General features: G+C 46.3%; 22 protein-coding genes. 9 read left to right on the top strand and 13 right to left on the bottom strand.

Annotated features, from left to right (window positions below; genetic code table 11):
- Window positions 1-2: 2 nt before the first annotated feature.
- Entirely contained in the window at window positions 3-1,961 is a 1,959-nt protein-coding gene (locus H3H32_RS04255) for a sigma 54-interacting response regulator (protein WP_182461432.1), read from the bottom strand.
- Window positions 1,958-4,222, bottom strand: a complete 2,265-nt coding sequence (locus H3H32_RS04250) for a tetratricopeptide repeat-containing sensor histidine kinase (RefSeq protein ID WP_182461431.1) — start codon at window positions 4,220-4,222, stop codon at window positions 1,958-1,960. The genes H3H32_RS04255 and H3H32_RS04250 overlap by 4 nt, the downstream gene beginning before the upstream one ends.
- Window positions 4,223-4,583: 361 nt before the next feature.
- On the opposite strand from H3H32_RS04250, the gene H3H32_RS04245 reads away from it, so the two are divergent.
- From H3H32_RS04245 to H3H32_RS04225, 6 genes are all read left to right on the top strand, one after another.
- Window positions 4,584-5,411 (top strand): alpha/beta hydrolase, encoded by an 828-nt coding sequence (locus H3H32_RS04245; RefSeq protein WP_182461430.1) that lies wholly within the window; start codon window positions 4,584-4,586, stop codon window positions 5,409-5,411.
- A 47-nt stretch (window positions 5,412-5,458) separates the two neighbouring features.
- Entirely contained in the window at window positions 5,459-6,283 is an 825-nt protein-coding gene (locus H3H32_RS04240) for an alpha/beta fold hydrolase (RefSeq protein WP_182461429.1), read from the top strand.
- Window positions 6,284-6,314: 31 nt separating this feature from the next.
- Window positions 6,315-7,817, top strand: coding sequence for an aldehyde dehydrogenase family protein (locus H3H32_RS04235; protein WP_182461428.1), 1,503 nt, complete (start codon window positions 6,315-6,317; stop codon window positions 7,815-7,817).
- 29 nt (window positions 7,818-7,846) lie between these two features.
- Window positions 7,847-8,602 (top strand): SDR family oxidoreductase, encoded by a 756-nt coding sequence (locus H3H32_RS04230; protein ID WP_182461427.1) that lies wholly within the window; start codon window positions 7,847-7,849, stop codon window positions 8,600-8,602.
- 309 nt (window positions 8,603-8,911) lie between these two features.
- The gene (locus H3H32_RS37310) at window positions 8,912-9,067 is read left to right on the top strand and encodes a hypothetical protein (protein ID WP_240543651.1); all 156 of its coding nucleotides are present in this window, start codon (window positions 8,912-8,914) and stop codon (window positions 9,065-9,067) included.
- The gene (locus tag H3H32_RS04225) at window positions 9,064-9,705 is read left to right on the top strand and encodes an alpha/beta hydrolase (protein ID WP_240543650.1); all 642 of its coding nucleotides are present in this window, start codon (window positions 9,064-9,066) and stop codon (window positions 9,703-9,705) included. Before H3H32_RS37310 ends, H3H32_RS04225 begins: the two co-directional genes overlap by 4 nt.
- Before the next feature lie 121 nt (window positions 9,706-9,826).
- Here H3H32_RS04225 and H3H32_RS04220 read toward each other — a convergent pair whose 3' ends face one another.
- Entirely contained in the window at window positions 9,827-9,970 is a 144-nt protein-coding gene (locus tag H3H32_RS04220) for a CcmD family protein (protein ID WP_182461426.1), read from the bottom strand.
- An 11-nt stretch (window positions 9,971-9,981) separates the two neighbouring features.
- Window positions 9,982-10,683: a cytochrome c biogenesis protein CcsA gene (gene ccsA, locus H3H32_RS04215; RefSeq protein ID WP_182461425.1), complete on the bottom strand. Its 702-nt coding sequence runs from the start codon at window positions 10,681-10,683 to the stop codon at window positions 9,982-9,984.
- Between the two features lie 176 nt (window positions 10,684-10,859).
- Between ccsA and H3H32_RS04210 the strand changes: the two genes are divergently transcribed.
- The gene (locus H3H32_RS04210) at window positions 10,860-12,290 is read left to right on the top strand and encodes a PQQ-dependent sugar dehydrogenase (RefSeq protein WP_182461424.1); all 1,431 of its coding nucleotides are present in this window, start codon (window positions 10,860-10,862) and stop codon (window positions 12,288-12,290) included.
- A gap of 396 nt (window positions 12,291-12,686) precedes the next feature.
- Here the strand turns inward: H3H32_RS04210 and H3H32_RS04205 are convergent, their stop codons facing one another.
- The 5 genes from H3H32_RS04205 to H3H32_RS04185 form a co-directional block, all read right to left on the bottom strand.
- Window positions 12,687-14,834, bottom strand: a complete 2,148-nt coding sequence (locus H3H32_RS04205) for a sigma-70 family RNA polymerase sigma factor (RefSeq protein ID WP_182461423.1) — start codon at window positions 14,832-14,834, stop codon at window positions 12,687-12,689.
- 193 nt (window positions 14,835-15,027) lie between these two features.
- Window positions 15,028-15,519 carry a hypothetical protein gene (locus tag H3H32_RS04200; RefSeq protein WP_182461422.1) on the bottom strand — a complete coding sequence of 164 codons (492 nt, stop codon included), beginning with the start codon at window positions 15,517-15,519 and terminating at the stop codon, window positions 15,028-15,030.
- Window positions 15,520-15,728: 209 nt separating this feature from the next.
- Window positions 15,729-16,067, bottom strand: coding sequence for a hypothetical protein (locus H3H32_RS04195; RefSeq protein WP_182461421.1), 339 nt, complete (start codon window positions 16,065-16,067; stop codon window positions 15,729-15,731).
- Window positions 16,068-16,080: 13 nt separating this feature from the next.
- The gene (locus tag H3H32_RS04190) at window positions 16,081-16,293 is read right to left on the bottom strand and encodes a hypothetical protein (RefSeq protein ID WP_182461420.1); all 213 of its coding nucleotides are present in this window, start codon (window positions 16,291-16,293) and stop codon (window positions 16,081-16,083) included.
- Window positions 16,294-16,305: 12 nt separating this feature from the next.
- Window positions 16,306-16,509, bottom strand: coding sequence for a hypothetical protein (locus H3H32_RS04185; RefSeq protein WP_182461419.1), 204 nt, complete (start codon window positions 16,507-16,509; stop codon window positions 16,306-16,308).
- Between the two features lie 789 nt (window positions 16,510-17,298).
- Between H3H32_RS04185 and H3H32_RS04180 the strand changes: the two genes are divergently transcribed.
- Both H3H32_RS04180 and H3H32_RS04175 read left to right on the top strand, forming a co-directional pair.
- Window positions 17,299-17,835: an RNA polymerase sigma factor gene (locus H3H32_RS04180; RefSeq protein ID WP_182461418.1), complete on the top strand. Its 537-nt coding sequence runs from the start codon at window positions 17,299-17,301 to the stop codon at window positions 17,833-17,835.
- 348 nt (window positions 17,836-18,183) lie between these two features.
- Window positions 18,184-18,879 carry a LytR/AlgR family response regulator transcription factor gene (locus tag H3H32_RS04175; RefSeq protein ID WP_182461417.1) on the top strand — a complete coding sequence of 232 codons (696 nt, stop codon included), beginning with the start codon at window positions 18,184-18,186 and terminating at the stop codon, window positions 18,877-18,879.
- A gap of 17 nt (window positions 18,880-18,896) precedes the next feature.
- On the opposite strand, the gene H3H32_RS04170 is transcribed toward H3H32_RS04175, so the two are convergent.
- The 4 genes from H3H32_RS04170 to H3H32_RS04155 form a co-directional block, all read right to left on the bottom strand.
- Window positions 18,897-19,997: an ISAs1 family transposase gene (locus H3H32_RS04170; RefSeq protein ID WP_182459992.1), complete on the bottom strand. Its 1,101-nt coding sequence runs from the start codon at window positions 19,995-19,997 to the stop codon at window positions 18,897-18,899.
- A 265-nt stretch (window positions 19,998-20,262) separates the two neighbouring features.
- Entirely contained in the window at window positions 20,263-20,469 is a 207-nt protein-coding gene (locus tag H3H32_RS04165; RefSeq protein ID WP_182461416.1) for a LytTR family transcriptional regulator DNA-binding domain-containing protein, read from the bottom strand.
- Window positions 20,470-20,622: 153 nt separating this feature from the next.
- Window positions 20,623-22,539 (bottom strand): tetratricopeptide repeat-containing sensor histidine kinase, encoded by a 1,917-nt coding sequence (locus H3H32_RS04160; RefSeq protein WP_182461415.1) that lies wholly within the window; start codon window positions 22,537-22,539, stop codon window positions 20,623-20,625.
- Between the two features lie 237 nt (window positions 22,540-22,776).
- The gene (locus H3H32_RS04155; RefSeq protein ID WP_182461414.1) at window positions 22,777-23,754 is read right to left on the bottom strand and encodes a PorP/SprF family type IX secretion system membrane protein; all 978 of its coding nucleotides are present in this window, start codon (window positions 23,752-23,754) and stop codon (window positions 22,777-22,779) included.

The raw sequence follows: 23,754 nt of genomic DNA, 5'->3' as shown, positions 1-23,754 counted from the left end.
ATCTAATGATTGTCCATATACTCTTTGCGAATGCCTAGCTTTTTCATTTTAGAATTTAAGGTTGTGGGAGGAACATTCAGCATTTCAGCGGCTCCGCCAGCGCCCCAGATACGGCCATTGCATTTTTTGAGTACGGCAATGATATGATCCCGCTCATTTTCATCGATGGTTTTGATCCGATGCTCTTCGGGCGTCGTTGATACCGTCGGTTGACCCATGTTGAGCAAGCCTACCTCCTCAATCAGCGTTCCTTTTGTGAGCAGCACGCTTCGCTCAATCAGGTGTTCCAGTTCCCGAATGTTGCCCGGCCAGTGGTACGACTGTAACGTACTCAATGCCTGAGCCGACAGCCCCGTGATTTTCTTGCCCGTTTTCTGATTATACTGCCGGATAAAGTGCTGAACAAGAGCCGGTATATCTTCTTTTCGATCCCGCAACGGTGGCAGCGAAACGGGAAAAACATTCAGTCGATAATACAGATCGAGCCGGAAACGACCCTCGGCTACTTCTTTTTCCAGATTGCGGTTGGTGGCCGCAATAATGCGCACGTTGATTTTAATGGACGACTGGCCCCCGATGCGTTCAATCTCTTTTTCCTGTAATACCCGCAGCAACTTAACCTGTAGCTCAACCGGCATCTCCCCTATTTCGTCCAGAAAGATTGTCCCTCCGTCAGCCTGTTCAAACCGGCCGATTCGCTTTTCGGTGGCGCCCGTGAATGATCCTTTTTCGTGGCCAAATAGCTCAGATTCAATCAGATTGACGGGCAAGGTAGCGCAGTTGACCCGAATGAGGGGTTTGCGTTTTCGGGGAGAGAGGTTATGAATCGTAGACGCAATACGTTCTTTGCCAGTCCCGCTCTCGCCCAAAATCAGGACCGATGTATCGGAAGGGGCAACCAGCGACAGATGATCGAAAACCGTCAACAGCAAGTGACTACTACCCACAATACCCTCGAATGTAGTCGGACTGGAAAGACTGTCTGACGCTTGAGAAATGGACTCGGTTGATGGAGTGGAGATTACAGTCGAAGTTTTGGGATTCGCATTCAGCCGGTTTTCAATGGCCGTGGTCAGTACGGGTTTTAATTGACTAAACAGGGTACTATGTTCTTCCTGATAGGCATCTGGACGACGACTATAAAACGAGAAATTAAACTGTTCACCACTCGGTACAACCAGCGGCAGCACCAGGTGAGAACGCATCAAAAACGTATCGGCAATCAATTTTCGGATGGACGGTAACTGACAGGCTCGCTTAAACCCGTGCTCGTCATACCAGATTGCTTCGGTTTCGATGGGTGTTTTTGCCTGCAATACAGCCAGTTCATGCCTCTTTAGATTCGTCATAACCATTAGCTCGTTTGGCCCCACGAGCTGGTATTCGTCAAAACCGATTCGCAGATAACCCTGATCGGTATACGCAGTTGTATTGGCTTCGGCAAAGCCAGTCGCCATATAATCAAAGGGAATGAATGGTTGAATCGCCTTCCCTATGTTTAGTAATTTCTGCTCCCAGTCAACGGGCTCTGCCAGCAGTTTGGTGAGTTGTTTCAAGAGCTGAGCGCCCCGGCGGAAACTGGCTTCCTGACTATGTTCATGCCGATACTTAGCGACTTCGAGTGTGACCAGCACATCTTTCTCCCGAAAGGGTTTGACTAAAAAACCGTCGGGTTGGGTCGCTTTGGCTGCCGTCAAAACATCCTCCGTGGAGTTGGCCGAGAGATAAATAAACGGGATCGCATCCTCTTTTAATTGTTTGGCCAGATCAATGCCGGTCAGCGGACCCTTCAGAAAAATATCCAGCAACACAACATCCGGCTTTTCCTGCCCGATGAGTTCCAGCGCATTGGGAACCGAACGGGCGATACCGGTAACCCGGTAACCCGCCTTTTGCAGCATTAACCGCAGGTCGTTAGCTTCAATAAACTGATCTTCAACAATAAGTATGGATTGGTTCATAACGCAGTCGTTTCAAAAGGAAGGTTTGGGGAAATGCTAGCTGATTCTGGCTGGTCAGTTGGTTCGTAGACAAAGCTGATGTTGATAAGCGTACCGTTGTCGTTCGCTATCGTAAAGTGGCCATCAATGTCGTCACTGAGTCCACGCATCAGGCTCAGTCCCAGCGAATCGTGTTGTTGGCTATCCATGTTGGCTGGTAACCCAATCCCATTATCAGCAATGGTGAGCAAATAATTCATACCGCCTGTATGCTGGAATGAAATAACGATCTGACCCGATTTATTGCCAGGAAACGCATACTTGATACTGTTGGTAATGGCTTCATTGAGAATCAATCCGATGGGTACCGCATAGGACACCCCTAGTTTAACCGGCTCAATATGCGTTTCAAACCGAATACGCTGACCCGTACTGAAGAAATCCCGCAGATATTCGACAAGTTCCCGGATGTACGTCGACATATCGATAGACGACAGGTTTTCAGATTGGTAGAGCTTTTGGTGAATCAGTGAGATGGCCTGAACCCGATGCTGACTATCGCGGATGGCCAGCATGGCGGCTTCATCGGTCAGGTAAGCGGATTGCGTATTCAACAGACTCATTACGATTTGCAGGTTGTTTTTTACCCGGTGATGAATCTCTTTGAGCAGCCACTCCTTTTCGGTAAGTAACCGCTGAAGCGACTGATTTTGGTCGTTGATTTCTTTCTGATGGGCCTCCAGAATGGCATTACTTCGTTGCTTGAGCCGATACCGATTGTAGACTAACGCCAGAATAATCAGCAGCAGCGCGATAACAATAAACGTGACGTTTCGCAAGATCCTTGTCCGATTTAAATCATTGATTTGCAACTCACTCTGCTTCTTCAACAACTCAATATGCTGGCCTTTCAATTGAATATCCTGGTCTTTCTTTTTGGTATCGAACTGGGTTTGGAGCAAGGCGATCTGCTTACTTTTTGACTCGGTAAACAAGGAGTCGTTCAAGGCTTTGTAATGCTGGTAATGCGTAATGGCGGACGAATAATTAGCCTGAGCCGAGTCTACTTTAAATGTCCATAAATGATTGATCGACAAACTGCGCAGCGACCCCATTTTCTCCGATAACATCCGGTGAATCAGCAGGTATTTGTCAGCCTGTTTGTACTGTTGGGTAGCGATGAAAAAACGAATCAGCATCCCATAGGCATAGAGCTGGGTTTCATTATCGATGCGTTCCCGGTTTTCGGATAATCTGACGAGTCGATCGCTATAAGGCTGGGCCAGCGTATACTGCTTGCCGGGCATATAGGCGTTAATAAATTGGCCTGTAATATAGATTTGGCTAGCCAGATCGGGCAGCGTATATTTTTTGACAATAGTCCGTAAAAAAGTAAGCGCAGCCGCTGGTTGATGAAGCAATACGTAGGTATCGCTGATATTAGTTGCCAGGATACAGATGGCCCCAATGTCATTATAGATCTCAGCAATGGCAATCGACTTTCTAAAATACTGATTAGCCAGTTTGAGTTCTTTCAGGTTCTGATAGGTGATACCCAGGCGATTATAAATGGTAGCCAGTAGCATGGTCGAATCGCCGGATTGTTCGGCCGTTTGAACCGCCAATAGTCCGTACCGGATCGCTTCCTTATAATCGCCAAGTTCGCCGGAAACCTGGCCTAATAAATCATACACACCCTGTAACCTACCTTTGCCAACGGCTTTGTATAGGGTCAACGCCTGCTGAAGCGAAGCCAACGCCTTACTATTATTGCCTTCGACCTGGTACAAATCGCCGAGTTCCTTATTGCAATTGGCCTGTTTGAGTTTATTTCCCGATTGCTGAAACGTCGACAGGGCCAGTTCTGCCATCTTTATTCGTTCGGCCAGCCCAGCGCCAATTAGCGGAGAATAGCTTCCGAGTTCAAAGTAAGCCTCGCCCAGTTCATCCAGATAATGGGCATTGGAAAAAATTGTAATGGCTTTCCGCACCAGCGCTTTGGCCTGCTCCTTCTTTCCATCATGGTTGTACACACGGGCATACAAAATGTAGCTGATTGCCTGTCCTTTTGGATCGTGTAGCTTCATGCTCAACCGTTCAGCTTGTCGGGCCACTGCCATTGCACTATCCATATCGGCCGCCTGCGCGTTCGGTTTGAACATGTAATAGGTAGCCAAATCCTGCAACACATGAACGCGCTGGGTATCCGGCTTACTTTTCTGCAAACGGACCAGTAATTCCCGAGACGAATCGCCCGTTTGCGTTTGGGCAGACGCTGTCAATAGTGAACATCCTATAAGACAGGTAACCAACAACAGTCTCTTCATTATTTTTCTTTCGGCTACGAATACATAAACCAGGCCATCGCGGGTAATGCGCTGGAAGACGACGACGATAAGTAAACTAACTTACTGTCTATCAACACATAACCAATAAATATCCAGCTTTTTCAACTGATTTGGTAACGTTCTATATCGAATGGTTAAGCCACCCGCAACGATATATCGTTGTTACGCTCGTTGTCCAACGATATTCAGTAGCTAAAACTTTTGGCACAAAATCATAACTACCTGATTTTTAAATCTTTAAAATATTGGCCTTTCGTTTGGTTTAGGTGTTTCAACCAAGTAAACTAAAACGATCATGAAAATTACCCGTCCCAAAACCATCGTCTTTATCACCGGCGCATTTGTTAGCAACGATTGCTGGAAGGAATGGCAAGCCTATTTCGAACAGAAGGGTTACACCACCATCGCTCCTCCCTGGCCACACAAAGATGCCCCCGCCGAAGTCTTACGAAACCGGCATCCAGATTCCGAGATCGCGTCCAATCGCCTAGCCGACCTGACGAATTATTACGCCCAGATTGTGGAGCAACTGCCAGAAAAACCTATCCTGATTGGCCATTCTATTGGCGGCCTGATGGTTCAGCTTTTGTTACAACGGGGTCTTGGCGCAGCGGGCATTGCCATTCACTCGGTTCCGCCACAGGGCATTTTCACGTTTAAGCTATCGTTTTTGAAAGCGGGTTGGGGACCGTTGGGCTTTTTCACGTCTACCAAAGAAACATACATGATGTCGTTCAAGGATTGGCAATATGCCTTTACCAATGGCATGCCGCTCCAACAGCAGAAAGACGGGTACTATCAGTTCGCCCTACCTGAATCCAAACTCATTGTTCGGGATACTATTACAGCAGCCGCCCACGTCGATTTTAGTAAACCACACGCCCCCCTGCTGCTCACCTCTGGCAGTACGGACCACACGATTCCGGCCTCGCTCAATTACGACAATTACCGCAAATACCAGCATTCAGATTCCATCACCGACTACAAAGAATTCGAAGGTCGCAACCACTTTGTACTGGGCCAGCCAACCTGGAAAGAAGACGCCGACTACATTCTGAACTGGATTGACAAGAGGCTGTTTCAGCCAGAAACCATCAATAAAGCACTGAAAATCAACAACTAATTATTACTCCACACTCTTTCGCTCATTCACTCTTTCTATACTTCCTCATGAAAACGATACTCCTCTCATCAATCCTACTTGTATCCCTGCTTTTCGCCCTGGTGTCATGCACCAAAAATGACGCTGTTACGCCTGCTCCCAAAACGTTCGTGCTCGTCCACGGAGCCTGGCAGGCACCTTATGCCTGGCAATCGGTTAAAGATCAGCTGGTGCAGCAAGGCCAAAACGTAGTCGTAGTCGAACTGCCCGGTCACGGAGCGGATAATACGGCGCCCGCTACTCTGTCGATGGACGTTTACCGGGATAAAGTTGTGGGCGCGATTAATGCGCTCTCGGGAAATGTGATTCTGGTTGGCCATAGCATGGGTGGAATGGTTGTATCGGCCGTTGCGGAAAAAATCCCTAGCCGTATCGACAAACTGGTGTATGTCGGGGCATTTTTACCGGCCAATGGACAATCCCTGCTGGCGCTGGCTTCTACGGATAGTACGTCGCAATTAGGCCCTGCTTTAATCCCCTCCACCGATCAGCTTACTCTGGGAATCAAGACCGAGAATTTAACACCGATCTTCATTCAGGACGGATCGGATGCGGTGAAAAAGCAGGTGGTCGATAACTACCGGGCTGAACCCTTTATTCCCTTCACCAATCCCGTTACGCTGACGGCCGCCAACTTTGGTAAAGTAGCAAAGTACTACGTCTACACTGCGCAGGACCATGCGGTGAGTCCGAATCTGCAAAAACGAATGGTGGCAGCGGCAGGTATCAAAAGCACCTATACGCTTAACAGTAGCCATTGTCCGTTCCTGTCTATGCCAACGGAAGTGACAACGTTGCTTCAGGGGATTGCGAAGGAAACGGTAGTTCAATAAAATTTACCTCACCCCTTAACCCCTTACTATCATGCTAACCTTAGAAGCAACTATTGGCCTTGATGACCAACATGCACAGATCAATTACACGGCGTTAAATAAGCAATTTATTGATGGACAATGGGTTGTTGGGCGGGAGGATGCCACCGTTGATAACCTGAATCCATTCACCGATGAAGTTATTCATACGCTTCGTTCGGCAGGAACGGCCGATGTCGATGCCGCCTTTGAAGCCGCCAAACGGGCTTCTTATACCTGGGCAGCCACCAACCCACTCGTTCGCCGGGATATACTCCTGAAAGCGGCTGCGATTCTGCTGGAACGTCAGGATGAGTTCATAGGCTGGTTAACCCGAGAGACGGGCAGTACCTATTTGAAAGGCCTGCTTGAAGTGCAGCAATCACACGATATTCTGGTTGAAGCGTCCTCGTTCCCTACCCGTATGCATGGGCGTACTACCGCATCGACGATTGATGGGAAAGAAACGTACGTATACCGAAGACCGTTAGGCATTGTCAGCCTCATTAGCCCCTGGAATTTTCCCTTATACCTCTCCATGCGGACGATTGCCCCGGCTCTGGCGGTTGGCAATACGATGGTCGTCAAACCAGCCTCGCAATCCCTGGTTACGGGCGGAACCATCATCGCCAAATTGTTAGAAGAAGCAGGCATACCCGCTGGCGTGTTTAACGTCGTAGTTGGCAAGTCGGAAATCATTGGCGATTACTTCACGGCTCATCCCTATTCACGGATGGTCTCGTTTACGGGGTCTACGCCAGTAGGAAAAGGAATCGGGCGAATTGCCGGGGAAGGCCTCAAAAAATCGGCACTGGAGTTGGGTGGCAACAATGTATTCATGGTGTTGGATGACGCCGATGTCGATAAAGCCGTCGATGGGGCCGTGTTCGGGCGATTCCTGCATCAGGGTCAGGTTTGCATGGCGACCAATCGCATTCTCATTCACGAAAGCCTGTATGAGGAGTTCAAGACCAAGTTTGTGGCCAGGGTAAAGCAACTTCCCTACGGCGATCCGGCGAATAAAAACACGGTAGTTGGCCCCTTGATCGACCATAAATCGGTTCAGCGTATCCTGGGTATTCTGCAAAGTGCCGTAGCCGATGGTGCCGTTGTTGAAACGGGAAACGTATCGGAAGGAAATGTACTTCATCCCACCGTTTTATCAGGCGTTACCAAACACATGCGTGTTTTCAAAGAGGAAATTTTTGGGCCAGCCGTGGGCCTAGTCTCCTTTGCCGACGATGAGGAAGCCATTGAACTAGCCAATGCAACTGACTTTGGTTTAAGTGGAGCGTTATATACACGGGATATTTATCGCGGTATGCAACTGGCCCGCCGGGTGGAAACGGGTATGATGCACATCAACGACCAGTCGGCCAACGACGAAGTACATACACCATTTGGGGGCGAAAAATCATCGGGCACCGGTCGCTTCGGGGGTGATTTCATTCTGGAAGAACTGACGACCGTTCAATGGGTGAGTGTTCAGAAAGTCGCCCGACAGTATCCGTTTTAAAACTGTCAACCTTAATTCAACACAACATCATGAATCGTCTTCAAAACAAAGTAGCCATCATTACGGGTGGAAGCAGCGGTATTGGCCTGGCCACCGCCAAAGAATTTATCGCTCAGGGCGCCACTGTCCTAATTACCGGACGCAGCCAGGAATCCCTCGACCAAATCACCGCCGAGTTGGGCGAAAAAGCCTATGGCATTGTCTGGGATGCCAGCATTCCGGGCAATGCAGATCATTTGGCAACCTTCGTACAGGCAAACTTCTCCAGTATCGATATTCTGTTTGTCAACGCAGGGGTAGCCAAATTCGCTCCTTTCGAGACCATGACCGAAGCGATCTACGATGAAAGCATGAACACCAATGTCAAAGGGGCTTATTTCACGATTCAATCCTTGTTGCCTTATTTCAAAAATGGCGGTTCAATCATTCTGAACACGTCCATCAATGCCCACGTTGGCGCACCGAGCGCCAGTGTCTATGCAGCCACCAAAGGAGCTTTGCTTACCCTGGCAAAAAATCTATCAACTGAACTGATTTCCCGCCAGATACGCGTCAATGCCATTAGTCCGGGGCCAGTCGATACGTCACTCCACAGTGCAGCCAAGCTCGGCATTTCCGATCAGCAATTAAGCCAGATGAATCAAGGCATAATTAAGGCCGTTCCACTCGGCCGCTTTGGTCGGCCCGAAGAGATTGCCAAGGTGGCTCTATTCTTTGCTTCGGACGATTCCTCATTCGTAGTAGGTGCCGAGCTAATCGTAGATGGCGGCATGTCGATGGGGTAACGTAACTGTGGGCAGCTACCGACGCTACGCTCTTAAGCCCCTAATGGAGCAGAGAAAACTCACTTAGTTAATGTGAATTAGGGAGGATTTACGAATAGAATTATACTAGTTTTCTGTCATCCCGACATCAGGAGGTATCTTCGGCAACGGGTTATTTACCGAAGATCCCTCCTGGCGTCGGGATGACAAAAATAACATTATAAACAACTGACAATCAGTTGATGATTTCAGATTCTAGTCATAACTCACTTAGTTATGATTACGCTAACTAAAAACTAATCTCTTCCTCTAGTTTAACCAAACACAATCATGTACACCCTAAACCGCGCTCTTGGCGCATTAACCGGTATTAGTATGGCCCTTTCAACTATTTTAGGAGCCCACGCTCAATCGATTAAAACGGGCGTAACCAATGTAGTCCTCGTTCATGGTCTTTTGCCGATGGATCGAGCTGGTCTAAAGTGATTCCACTACTGGAAGCCAAAGGACTTACCGCCATTGCGGTGCAAAATCCACTCACATCACTGGCCGACGATGTAGCGGCTGCTAAACGCGCCATCGCATCCCTCCACGGCCCCGTGCTTTTGGTTGGTCATTCGTGGGGTGGTGTTGTCATTTCCGAAGCGGGCAACGATCCGAACGTAGCTGGTTTGGTCTACGTAGCCGCTTTTGCACCGGACGATGCACAGTCACTCGTTGATGCGTCTCAAACCGCTCCACCCGCACCAGGTCTCGGTGAGGCTAAACCCGATGCCGCAGGCTTTCTTTCTCTAACGCAAAAAGGTATCCATGAGGATTTCGCTCAGGATTTACCTGTAGCCGAACGCAAGATAATCTGGGCAACCCAAGGCCCATGGGCAGCTTCGGCTACCGGCGAAAAAATTACAAAAGCGGCCTGGCGGCTAAAACCTTCCTGGTACATTGTGGCTAGTGAGGACTGCATGATTAATCCGGACCTACAGCGGCAGTTTGCCAGTAAGATAAAGGCCGCAACGCTGACGCTCAAAACCAGCCATGTGCCAATGGTTTCGCAGCCAGAGAAAGTAGCCGCTTTCATCATAGAAGCAGCCAGTCATGTAAACGTACAACAAGTTAGTAAATGAGAAAATCCGTGGTCAAGTTCTATTGCTGAATAGGCAGCGGAATTTGACCACTGATTTTAGTCGATTCTTGGGCATAAACCGAAGAAGCTATCTAAATGACAAAGTAGCCCTTCATCCAGAATCAAACTCGATACTTTTTTCTGATTTTATCGACTCGGTGGCCGGTACGGAGCAAATAAAAAAACCAGCCTAATAAGACAATCAGGACGACTGTGACAACAACCCATAGTTTTCCATCACTGCGTAGTAATTCGGTAAGATTCATCGGTAATGCGTTTAGTGGTTTTGTTGAACATCCATTGTCTTTGCTTCTTCCTGACTGTCTTCCAGGTGTATTTCCAGTCGGCGAAGCCGAACCCGGAGCTGTGTTATCCAAAGACCCAGCAATGTAAAACCAATAAACGCGGGTCGAATAATGGCCTTAATAGACGCATCTGAGTCATACTGATTAAAACCGGGATTTCCTCCGTTTCCAGGATGAAGGGAGTCCGTTAAACGCGGCAAAATCAGAATCAGAGGAATAAATACGGCAAAAGCGAAAATGTTATAGACCGCCGAAATCCGGGCTCGTCGTTGTTCATCGTCAAAGGAGCTTCGTAATACAAAATAAGCCAAGTAAAGTAGCATACCTACCGCTACCCCGTTCGTTTTCGGATCATTAGGCCATAAATCGCCCCAGGCAAAATAGGCCCAGACCGAACCGGTAATACAGCCCAGAATACCAAATAAAATAGCGGTGTTTGCAAACTCAAGGGCAACGATGTCGTCATCTATGTTTCCCTTCCGTAAATATCGAATGGAGTAACTAGTTGACAGCAAAAGCATCGCCATCATCGCAATCCAGCACGGAGGATGAAAAAACGCGTTCCGGATCGCTTCATGCAAAATAGGAAGTCGGGGAACAGGTTGAATCAGGCCAGCGATGAATACATAAGCTAGAATAATCACCGTTAAGGCTTTCCACCAATAGTGTCGCATAGATGAAATCATTTACTTTTTAACCAAAGATAGATGAAGAAATTATCTACGTATATACCTTGAAAAACAACCTACTTTCCAGCATCCTTCAGGCAATCCAACTATTCATTTGTAAAATTGTGTTGATAAAACATACGCAGAGAACTAATCCAAAAAACAGCTAAATCGGCCAGGTAATGAATAAAGCATCCATAGCAGCCACGGTATTTCGGCCATTCCTTGTAAGCGTTTGTTTTTTACTGGCTATGCCTGGTGATTCATCTGCGCAAACTGGCGAGAATATTTATAGCACTTATTGTGCTGGTTGTCATGGTGCCCAAATGCAGGGAAGTGTGGCGCCTGCGCTAATCAAAAAGGACTGGAAACACGGTGGAGATCGAAATTCAATCCTGAACACAATCCGAAATGGCATTCCCAAAACGGAGATGATCCAGTGGGAAGGGACGCTGTCGTCCGCTCAGATCGAAGCTGTTACGGATTATATTCTCAAAGCTCAAACGAATCCAGAAATTGTTCGCAAAAACGAACTACCCCTTAAGGTCAAAACAAAACTTTATTCACTTAAGATTGAAAAACTCGTTACGGAGGGGTTAAAAGGGCCCTGGGGACTTGAGTTTGTTGATGCCAGCCACGCCCTAATCACCGGAAAATTCGGTGATCTGTATTGGATGGTCAACGGTAAACTTGATAATCAACCCATAACAGATCTGCCTAAAACTTATGCCTATGACAATGTTGGCGGACTAATGGATTTGGCACTTGACCCGGCGTATGCCCAAAACGGCTGGATATATCTGGCCTTTAGCCATAATTCAAAAAACAGCCCGGATAAAACGACGCCCGGCATGACCAAGGTTGTTCGGGGGAAAATTAAGGCTCATCAGTGGGTCGACGAGCAGTCGTTATTTCAGGTGGCCGACTCCCTCCAGGTTACTGGTGGAACGCGCTGGGGGTGCCGATTTCTGTTTGATAAACAGGGCTACCTCTATTTTACGATCGGAGATATGAATCGGGCTCAGGATTCACAGATATTGTCAAGGCCTTCGGGCAAGGTTTATCGCATCAACAGCGATGGTTCTATTCCAAAAGACAATCCTCTTTATGGAAAAGAAGGTGATTTACAAGCCATATACAGTTGGGGCAACCGAAACGTACAGGGGCTCGCTCAACACCCAGTAACGGGATCAATTTATGCCAGTGAGCACGGCCCACAAGGAGGAGACGAATTAAATATCCTGAAAAAAGGAGCTAACTACGGATGGCCGGTTATTACATACGGCATCGATTATAACGGCAGCATCATATCCAGAGAGACCTGCAAAGAAGGTATGGAACAACCCATTACGTATTGGACACCTTCTATTGCCGTTTGCCCCATCGAATTTATAACTAACCCAACATTTGGCAAGTGGGCCAATAACCTGCTCGTTGGCGCACTCAAGTTCGAAGAAATCCGGCGGCTGGTTATTGACCACGATAAGGTTATCGAACAGGAAATTTTACTGAAAGGATACGGTCGCATCCGCGATTTAAAAATGGGCCCAGATGGCGCTTTATATGTGCTGACTAATTCGCCTGATGCCGTACTCCGGATTATCCCTCAATGACGCATGTATGGTCAATCTCTATTACCTGCTAACAGAGCAACCTTTGTCGTAACGCTATTGCCCTTTCTCTATAAATAGCTGCTTTTCTACCCAATACGGGAAATGGTATCTTCCTGACCCAACCGCCCTTTTGTAGGGATGATGGCACCTATTAGGCCTAACGCTGATTCAGTGTTCTACTAGGTATTGCTTAATGTCATCATCACGTTTTCGCATGCCACGTCTGGCTATCTCCCTTTTCTGGCAACAACCTATTATCTTTTTCCTAGCGAAATGGCTACTGCTGTTGGCTTTCATTGAGCTATCAGTCGGTGTGCCCCGTTGAGCGCAGTCTCTACGCCACGGCGTTAGTTGCCGGGTGGCCGTTGATATCTCCGACCGGTTTTCCCGTTAAAATCAATTCAGTTTCAGCAAACGCAGCCGCAATCGAATACCGGCCATGCTGACACGAAGCGATTCGGAAGTTGTAACACCAATTGGGTAACTAAAATAAGGCTCCATCCACCATTCCTGTTTTCCGACCGTCAGGAGTCGGACGCCTGAGGATACTGTTAGCCAACGAAACGGTTGTAGGAGTACACTGGTCGACTTGAACTGGATAACTTGATCTGTGGAACTGCTGGCATGATGGCTCGAATCTGTGGGATTACTTGTAAAGGAAGTAAGTCGATAATCGCTTCGTTGTGTTTCGCCAAATGTAAGCCCAGAGGATACTCCTAAGGCTCCCCACCAACTCACGCGTTTGGTTTCCACGATACGATAACGGATAGTCAGGGGCAAAGTCATAGTCCACCATTGATACGTCTGCTGAACTAACTCACGTCGGTTTAGCGAATCCTGAGTTATCAGTCCATTACCAGCCTGCATGAGTTGCGGACGAGCTATCGATAGTCCCATTTCAATAACGAGTTTTCGATTCAGTTGCCAGTCGGCCCATATACCACCGGTTACACCAAAAGATTGGTTCATTGTGGGCGTATAAACTGCCTGTACTCCACCTAGAACCCCTACATTTATGGAATGCTTAGAAGCTACTAATTGGGGTCTCTCTATCGACAAGGCACGCACCACAACCGCCTGGTTGGTAGGGATTCGATTATGCAAAAATGGCTTTGCCAGAAGCTTGTTTATAGGTAATAGAAAACGTTCATTAATGGTAATTAGCTCGGCCGCTTTCTCATCTGTTTCAGTAAACACCAATGAGTAAATAGCCGTCTGATTTGTTGCTGTTGGTTGATAGCTACTGGCGTAAAATCTGGATTGTTTCGTCAATCGATTTTTGCTAGCACCTCGATTGTTCATTTGTCTAAATCGACCACCCGATTCAGTCGAAGAGACGACAGGTGCTTTAGCCCTATTGGGCCTTGTATTTCGACCAGTAGCCGTGACCTTACGAGCTATTCTCTTTTCGATGAAAGCTGTAGCCTCAGGATCAGCCAACGATTCGGGCAAACGTCTGTTTACACTGGAAGTCGTTCCATTTGTTGACGCTATTGAGTCTTTTGGTCTTTCTCTAGAGGATTTCTCCAGATCGAAAGACGGCGTTTGATTCGAAATCGACGACAGACTATTTTCTTTCGAATCCACCGGATGATGCTCTTCTCCAGGCTGATCGTGCATAGCCACAGCCGTTTGGTCCGTTTTAGCCCCTTGCTTATAATAGGTTGTTGTGGGTGAATTAACTCCGGCTGAACTAGATGGCAAACGTGTGGTTGAGCTCGTCACACGGACTTGTGATTTAGGCCAGAAATGACCGGGAGCCTGCGATTTTTCACAGACCACCCCAACCGCTACCAGTACGATTAGTTTAGCCGTTTGCCACCGCCTGTGCTGATGCTGCCGTTGTTGTACCCGTTCGAACCGTTGCCAGGCGTCTCCATCAGGCATAGGTTCATAACTATCTAATCTTTCCCGAAAATGACGCCAGTCTGGGTCACCTGAATGGGTAGCAGTTGGAACATAATAGATGGGCATAGCCGTACGGACAGAACCTTCCTCTCGAAGCAATTCTCTTAAGCGCTGCTTGGCACGTGTCAGATAAACTCGGGAGCTACTCATCGGAATAGCCAGTAAATGAGCAATTTCTTCGTGCGAGTAGCCTTCAATTTCGTACAGATTGAACGTCAATCGCCACAAATCGGGCAGTTGAGCCAGCAAGGCTATAATCTGCTCAGCCTGTAGGTTATCGGATAGGGTTTCCGGGATGCCTATCTCAATCGCCTGATCATCGATTGAGATGTCGGTTAAGTACTGTTTTTCTTTTCGATAGGCATCAACAGCAGTATAAACGGCTAATCGGCGTAGCCATCGACGAAAATATTCCGGGTAACGACATGCGGACTCAAGTTGGTAAAACAGCTTTAAAAAACAGTCATTGAGTGCTTCCTGTGCCATCTCTTTCGAAGAAAGGTAACGTATACAGGTCCCGTATACCAAGCCATAATAGCGCTCAAATACTTTTTTCTGTGCTTTCGGAGAAGCTCTCCGGCATCCTTCCAGCCATTCCTGTTCCTGTGGCGTACAATCCAGTAATTCAGCTACCATATGTGCTTGGGTAGTCTTGATTTTTTAGGCTAAGACAAGATGATCGACCATTGATCAGACTGTACTAATACGTTTTGATGAATTATTGATTGAGCGCGGAGGAAGGCCAATAGAATCCTTGATTAACAAGGCAATAGCCATACACCACCCATAGTTCGTTACGAGACTATGGGTGGTGTATGGTCAGAAGCTATTAAATATCAATTATTCCCAGATTGGTCGTGGTGTTCTCTAAAACCTTGACTTTGTCAATAGTTTTCGCAAACTGGCTGCCGGTACCTATGAGAACCACCCGGTATGTCCCCGAAGGTACATCGGCTAGCTTAAAGGGTTGATTGAGTCCCGTTGTGGTAGCCAATTTGGTACTGGTTTCTTTCCAGACTGTATCAGTATATACCACAGCACTAGCTTTTCCCACGCCCATACTGTCGCTCCTCGCGGTCATGGTAACAATTTTATCAATATCAAGCTTTACCGCTGTAACAGAAAAACCAGTGGGCAATTGCCCTATCGAATGTCCCATTGAATCGATCATTGCCTGTGCAATTTTGGGAGTTCCCGTGATTGCCGAGCCGTCGGCCACTTTACCGGATGCAGTCGGGATGCTACTGCTGGTAGGTTGAATATCTTGATGGCAACCAGCCAGCATGGATAACAGACTTCCTAAGAAAACTATCTTTTTCATTGACTTAAACAGTTAAACGTGAGTGACACCATAGCTATCGGTCAATGAGGAAGTCGAGAGAAAGCGATAAAACGCTACAAAACGCTTACAAAATTTTAAACTTTTTTTTCAGTCAGCCAAACAATACATTATAACTTCCTAACTTTCAACAAGTTAAATGCTAAATATTTTTACAATAAATCCAGAAAGAAGTTCGGCACATAGCTTTCTTAGCGTACTAGTTGTTCGGCTTCGTTGAGCCTGTACTTCAGCCTCCTTAAAGCCTCCATATTTCCAGTGTGTATAAATTCCAGTAAATCGGCTCTGGCATACAACTCAATTATATTCCAGGCGGGGATATAACGAGTTGGATCAGGCGATACCTCAATCACCTCCCAAACGGTTGTCCGAAACGCGTAGTAGGCTCCAGAAACATCTCCGCTGGATTCTATACTTTGCATGAAGGAGTTAGCAAGATAAACTCGCCCAAGGGGTGTAGTAAAGAAATCATTCGGTTCACTACCCATAACACCATAACCAGTAAGGCCCAAAATAGATCGACGAGTCATTTGTAGTTCTAGCTTATTCTGTGCGGTTCCACTCTTCTATAACAAGAGCAAAAACGGTTATCCAGGATCCTAATGATTTGATCAACATCATCTGGATTGTAGGCCAGCCCATCAGGACAAAAGGATTCCTAACAGCTTTACTTTCCAGCATGATCAGCGCTATCATTGCCCCAATTAACCATAGCATAAACATGGTTACCGTTAGCAATACAACTGGGCTTATCATAGTAGATAAGGTTTATGGTTTAACATTATTGGACCACCATGCCTCAATCTGATCTAGTATATAGGCTATAACAATGAGCCAGCTTCCCAGCAAGGAAAGAAAAACACACTCATCCAGGAATGATTTCCCCTGCGGTTGTTTTTCCATAGCTTTCCAGGTAATGGGAAAGGCAAGAATGGCTCCAGCCAGATAAATACAAAGAGACCAGAAAATCATAGTGATTTGGGCAAATCAATAAGCAGGCCAAACACCAAAAAATAATTAAAGCCCTAAAAATGTGATACTTACAAATGAGAACAGAACATCTCTTTTCAACCTGAGAGATTTCGCCAGTTAGCTATAGTTCAATGGTCAATTACGACTGTCAAATGAACAATAAACAGTACAGATAGGAATAGCAGGCAACTGTGCATCGGTTTTTGCTAGACAGAATTCCAAGTAGATCCTCAATATCCTGTAAGCATCTTATGGGGTTGATTCAGAAAGAAAAGTCAGTAAAGCAGGCTAAAAATTTTGGCCTGCTTTTTTGTTTGCATTGACTCAAGGATAGAATATACGCCCAAACCTGAAGGGCTGGCAGAAAGGTAATCTCCCCTGGGCCATTGGTTTTCAGAACAGAGTTGAGAGTGGATTTACCTATAAAGGCGCACGAAATCATCATGCCCTCCCTAGGGCTAGCTGTTCGACGTTAATAATCCATGAAGCACGTATCCTGCTGGTTATTGGGAAGATAGGGCAATGGTAAAACCAACAAACCTTCTTAAAAGAGGATGAAATAAGCTTCTTTTTTTTCAGTCGAAACGAATCTTGCAGTTAGCTACATCAGGATAATCAATAACCATCAATAAATAGGCTATAAACGGTGTGCTATAGCATAGCAGGCAACCGTGCCCCAGTTTTTGCTGGTTAGGAACGGTAAGGGATAGATATTCTGGATCGTGTGTCAACTCCCGTAAAACACCGTAAGATACATTGACTTTTTAGAAACACATTAGCCTTAACCTAATGACACAATCAACCTCCTCTAATCGACTCCCCGAATTCAGTGAGTCATGCTCCACAACCAATTCGTTTGACCTGCTGTATAGGAAACATGTCTCAAAAGTCTATCGAAAGTGTCTGGCTATGACTAACAATCCAGCAACTGCACAAGACTATACGCAGGACATTTTTATTAAAGTTTTTCAAAAACTAGACACGTTTCAAAACAGTTCTTCACTAGCCACCTGGCTATACGCCATCACCCACAATTATTGCCTGGATCAAATACGCGCCAAACGCCGTCATCGTAGCTGTGCTCTGGACGAGTCACTAACAGATTCCCTGGTGGAAGAAGCCGATGAGAAAATAGATTATACCTTAATGGAGCAGCTAATACAGACGCTGCCTGAAGCAGATCAATACCTGCTTTATACGCATTATCAGCAGGGTATCGATCAGGCTACATTGGCTCGGCAACAATGGATTAGTCTAAGTGCCGTAAAGATGCGGTTGTTTCGTAGTCGACGGAAACTACTGGAACAGTATAAAAAGCTACTTTAAACACCGAGAAATAAGTCAATTGCAGAAGCCTTCAGGCTGATCAATAACGTGCGTCTGCTTGAGACTTCTGCGATTTAGACGAATTATCGGAGAGTAAATTACAATCACGTAGTTGGGTCTACCCAAATAAGGAAGACAGCTTTTTCACGAAATAGAATTCGACAATTGAACAGCTTAACTTACTAAAGGTTGAACCAGACTCGGGCTTGGTATCAACGTTTTAGTGTAGCCTAAAAGGTACATTTTTGTCTCCCAAAAAACTCTTTAAGTGACTCTAGAAAGCGGTATCATAAACATTAGAATTATTTCGCTATATAGCAGTCGTAAACTACCACACATCGCACCATTATGACATATTTGAGCCTCTTGCTGATTGAGGATGATCCGGTCTGGTTGGATACCCTTCAAGCGATGGCTGCTCAATTAGGCTTCCGAACCATCCGATCCGCCACGACCTTGGCACAGGCCAGCCAACTTCTGGAAGAGCAGCAGCCGGACTTTATCGTCGCAGATATGGTTCTCCCCGATGGTCTGTCCGTCGAGCTGCTGAGTAAGGCCTATCCGCAACTGCCGGTTATTTTTCAAACAGCTTATCCGCGGGAAGACTTACTGCGGCAAGCCATCCGGATGGCTCATATTGGGTTTCTGGTTAAACCCTTTGGCTTGTTTAGCCTGAAAGCGGCTCTGGAGATGCTCTGTACCCAACTACCCGGCCTTATCCTCCATAACCCCAAAGGGATTACAATTCCGGGGAAACATGGCGAACAAGTCATGATACCGTTTGATGCTATCTACTGGATTAAGGCGGAGGGGAATTACTCCATAATCCGTACGATGGATCAGAAATATGTACTGAAACGATCCTTACGCAAGCTAGCCAGCGAGTTACCGAAAACGTTTATACAGATTCAAAAAGGCTATGTTGTCAACAAAACCCTAATCGGGCGGTTGAGCACAACCGCCCTGGAAGTTAATCAGGAGTGGATTCCTATTGGTCGAACCTATCGTAAACAGATTTTGGCGCGTATTCAATCTGGTCTATAATTTACAGGGTAATTGCATCAAACGTTAAGTTGGCTCAATAGAGTCATTAGATAAGCATCGTCTCGGGCAGCTTTCTTTCGCTTACGCTTCAAACTCATCTTGGCCGGGTCACGACTAATTAAGCCTAAGGCCAACTTACGAACCGTACTCAAATTACGCGGAGCATGGTCTTTCCGGACCTGGCACCCATCTTCATCAAAGGTGACATCAAGGTGCCAATGCTGCTCATTCTCAATACTCCAGTGCCGACGAATGTAGCAACTCATCTGAGCGGCTGAATAGCCTCTTAGTGAGCTGATATAGTAGCGTGTACTGCGCTGTTCTTTGTCATTGATCCAACGAGTTGACTCCACATAAATGACGCTTTTTAAGCCTACCCACCCCGCTGCGGCATCAATCAAGTCCAGTGTTTCGCTTACGAATACAGCCCGCTTTTCAGCTCGCCCATGGCCCAAATCCCGGCTTATATCGGCTTGTAAGGAAGGCTTTGTTCGCTCGAACCAATCGACCACTTGTTCATATAAGCCGTCCTGATTGGCCTTTAAGCCAATGAGATAGTCTGCCCGCTGATCGATAATGAGTTTGGCAATCGTTTTTTGGCATCCAATGGCATCCATACTAACCACGCTACTGGCGATGTCAATCGATTTTAACAAATCAGGAATCGCTTTGATCTCGTTGGTTTTAGTAGCTATCTGGCTCTGAGCCAGACACAACCGCTCTTTCTCGGCCCAGACACTGACAATCTGAACGGTGGCTTGTTTGTGGCCAGCCTCTACCGTTCCCCGCAGTTGTTTACCGTCGATGATAAGCTGTTTTTGGGTCAGCAGGTCAACAATTTCTTTGCCCCAATTGGTTAACAAAGTCTCCAGCTGGGTGGGCTCAAGTCGGCGAAAGACCCGATTTAGGGTATCGTGCGAAGGAATCCCGCAGGGTAGTTCCAAAAACTCACGGAACACCTCCTGTTTATCACAAGCATAATCATAAACCTCTTCAAATCCCTCACAATCAGCTAAGTATCCACAAAGTACGATCATTAGAATATCGGTTAGCTGGTGAAAACACTTTCCTTCCTGGCGGGGATCATCAATCTCAAAAAACAATTCGGCTACGTCCATCTGTCAAAGATGGCTAACTTAGCTTTTCGTGCAATCACCCTATATAATTTATCGCTCCTACATTGGTTCAAGAAGTTCATACAGAATCTTCTGGCTTTTTGTTATGTAAATATTTTCCATACATTTGTTTACTTTCAATAAAGTATACGAAAAGTGGGAGCTATTACCTCCTGCTTTTAATGGTGTGGATAGAAGACCAGAAAGCAGACAAAATATTTTTGTCTGCTTTTTTTTGTCAACACTTTACCTCTAAACTAACGTAAGTTTATCCAGATTGGATAGACGTTAATACCCGTTTTCGATAAGCTCGACCAATAGAAATCAAGTGTTGGCGAACCTCTACCATCGAGTTCCGAATGTAGTCGATATAATTTCGGTTGACCATGTAGGCCCTCTGAACCTGCATAAACTGTTCCGGCAACTCATTAATCACTTTCCGTAAAGATCGTTTCAGTGCATATTTCTGATCCATCGCTTGGATGATGGAATAATTCCCTTCTGCCTTGATCTAGCAAATAATACCGAACTAACTTACTAAGCATCTATCGAGATCAGCTCCATAGTGCAAGTTGTCAGCGCTGATAGCATAGAGCTGCTTAACATGCGCTAAAAACTTCTCACACTATCAATAGCCACAAATTGGCAGCATTAGCTCAAACGTTGTCCCTTCCCCTGGCTTACTACGGAGATCTATAGTAATCCGATTACTTTTTATAAAACGTCCCACCAGAATCAATCCAAGGCCACGGAAGGAGTTGGACTGTAATTCCGCATGAAGTAGCCTATTTTTAATAGAAGCTACTTTCTCAAGGCTCATCCCTCGCCCATTATCTTCGATGATCAATCGGACCCGCTTCTTTTCGTTCTCAGCAAAAGCTTTCAAGGCAACTTTACCACCTAATTGTGTATTTTTCAGCGCATTATCGAAAATATTCCGAATAATTAAATCGCAGGCATTCGTATCCACATAAACCATGAGCTTTTCGGGACATTCTGTTATTATTTGTATTTGCTGGTATTGGGCGATTCGTTGATAAAGCTCCTTGACATGGCGAATTTTCTCATCTAGCCGCACATTTTCGGGGTTATACGGGGTCTCTTCTCGCTGGGTTAACGCCCAGCTTAGCAGATTATCAAGCAAGAGAGAGATATGTTTACCCGTTTCATCAATCGATTGAGACACCTTTTCCAGGTCTGTATATCGGTTTGTGCTTAGGTAATACCGTATTAACTCAGCCATATTCTGAAAACTAGCAAAAGGACGTCGCAGGTCATGGGCGATTACCCCAAAAAAGTAATCCCTGACCTGATTGAGCTTAACAATTTCTTCGAAAGCGTTTTTGAGCTTTTTGTTTGCCAGACGTTGGCGATAAATGGAAAAACCAGTAACCAAAAGTCCAACACTGGTCAGTAGTCCTAGCCATAAATATAGTTGGCTCCGAGTCTCCGTCAGTTTCTTTTCCTGCTCTAAAAGCTTATTCTGGGCGTCTTTTTTCTCTACCTCGTAGGTTACGACGGCCTCCTGAAGCTTTGTTTTTATGTTCTGGACATCAAATTGTTCGCCATAAGAATAAATGCTATCGGCCCATATGGCTGCCTCTTTATATTTTTTTAACCCTACCAATGATGCATGTATGCCAGCACTGGTATACCAGAGGTATCGTACAGATGGCGGATTCTGCTTATGGGCCATTTTCATCGTCAGTTGATAAGCCTGTAAAGCCTTATCATACTTCTGTTGCATTTCGTAGTAAAACCCAAGATTATATAGGTGAACAATAGGTATGGTTCGCCGGTGTTGGGTGATCAGATTAATGACAGCAAGTGTATATACCTGGGCTTCTTTAAATCGTTCTTTGCTCTCATAGAGTAAGGCCAGAACATTCAGCAAGTGGATTTTATAATAAACATATTGCGGATGTTTATTAATTAAGGTAAGTCCTTTCGTTATCTGGGCCAGAACCTGATCGCTATTCTTCTTTAGAGATCCCCATCCAAGATAACGGCAAAAGGCATATGCGTAAAGAATCTGTAACTCTGGGTTAGTCGAATAGCGACTTAAGGCCATTGCTTCTTTTAAATATTGATGACCAAACTGGGGTTTATCGGGCGAATTTTGTTCATCTCGTTCTAGTATCATTATACCCATATTGGACAAGGCCGATACCATTCCTGTTGAATCACGTTGCCTTCTATAGTGCTCATAGGCAAGCTTAGCATAGGAAAAAGCTTTATCTAAATTCGTCTTGAATCGTTGTTGATAGGCATTAAAATACCAGTAATGACTCTTAGCTTCCGGATAGCTCGGCAACTCTTTCTTTATCTCATCAAGGTAATCCTGGTTGATTTTAAACTCCCACGAAAGAAGGCTTTTTTCCAGGCTTAGCAGGGTTGTAAGGCGGTCAATCCCACGTTGAGTAATGAGCGTTTTTTGTAAACTGTCAATATTAGAGGTAACCTGAATCTGACTAAAAGAAGGCACTTGTGCCCAGAGCACAGCCATCTTCATAAAAAACATAGTAAGTAGTATAATCTGTTTCATACATGTACCCTTTCTGTAGTAAGGCTACGATTTGCCTTGTTGAATTAACTATAGTACAGCACACGCTTGATTAAGGGCTACTTAGCGCAGATTTAGCCCACGGTTTAAACTCAACCTGGTACCCTCAGTCCAGTAACTACTATCAGCATCAGTATATAATGGCAACGGGTCTTAAATGGATGCATATGAATTACTACATCCGCTTAAGACCCGTTGACCTACTAACAGTAGTTCTGTTTAAAAATACCTGGGCGTCAGAATCCGATTCTTACCGAAGCCAAACTCATACCGAATCATAATCTCGTGCGAACTGGGAGCCACATCGCGTAAGCCGTTCATCGTTCGATCATAGGCATACCCAAACCGGAACTGATCGGTTAGCTGGACTTCCAGCATACCCACCAGGGCATCCGTCGTAAAGGTCGACCAAGTTGAGAACTGATTCCGGCGAATCGATGCGCCAATGGCGATCCGATCGGCAAACCAGAAGTTGACGTTGCCATCAAAACCGAGCGGGGCACCTTCGGCATACTTCACCAGCAGCGAGGGTTTCATCTTGACCACGGGGCTAAGACCCACCACAAAACCAGCTGCCAAATAGGCATGACGCGCCTGTACCGATCGCAAATCGCCGACGTTGTACTCACTCAGTCGATTCTTGATCAGCCGGGGCAATGATAGGCCTACATAGGCCCGGTCGTTGCTCAGGTAAATCCCCGTGCCGAAGTTGGGCAGAATCTTGGAGATGTTGCTGGCAAAAGCGGGGTCCACCTGACCATCGGGGGAGGTTTTCACCTCCGCCAGATTGGCCTGATAGCTCGACGCACCTGCCTGAAGACCTAACGCCAGGGTTGTTTTGGCCCCGACCTTAATCCGAAACGAATATGAGGCAAAGCCACCGGCTTCCTGGATCACCCCAGCCTTGTCGCTATAGAGCTGCAATCCAACGCCTACCCGCTCCTGCTTCAGAGGCATATCGGCGGTAAAGGTGGCCGTCTGGGGAGCCCCGGCTACGCCCGTCCATTGATTGCGGTACAGGGCCGACATACTCAGCACATCCCGGCTACCAGCATAGGCCGGATTTAAAGCCATCATGTTGAACATGTACTGCGAGAACATTTTGTCCTGCTGAGCCTGCACGGGGCGGCTGCTGATGCTGAGCATCAGCAGCGCCACTCCCGCGGCCCAAAGTTTAGTTACAAACTGGTTTGCCAT

Origin of the sequence: Spirosoma foliorum, from assembly GCF_014117325.1 — a bacterium.
Classification (GTDB): domain Bacteria; phylum Bacteroidota; class Bacteroidia; order Cytophagales; family Spirosomataceae; genus Spirosoma; species Spirosoma foliorum.
This window is presented reverse-complemented; position numbering and strand designations above follow the sequence as displayed.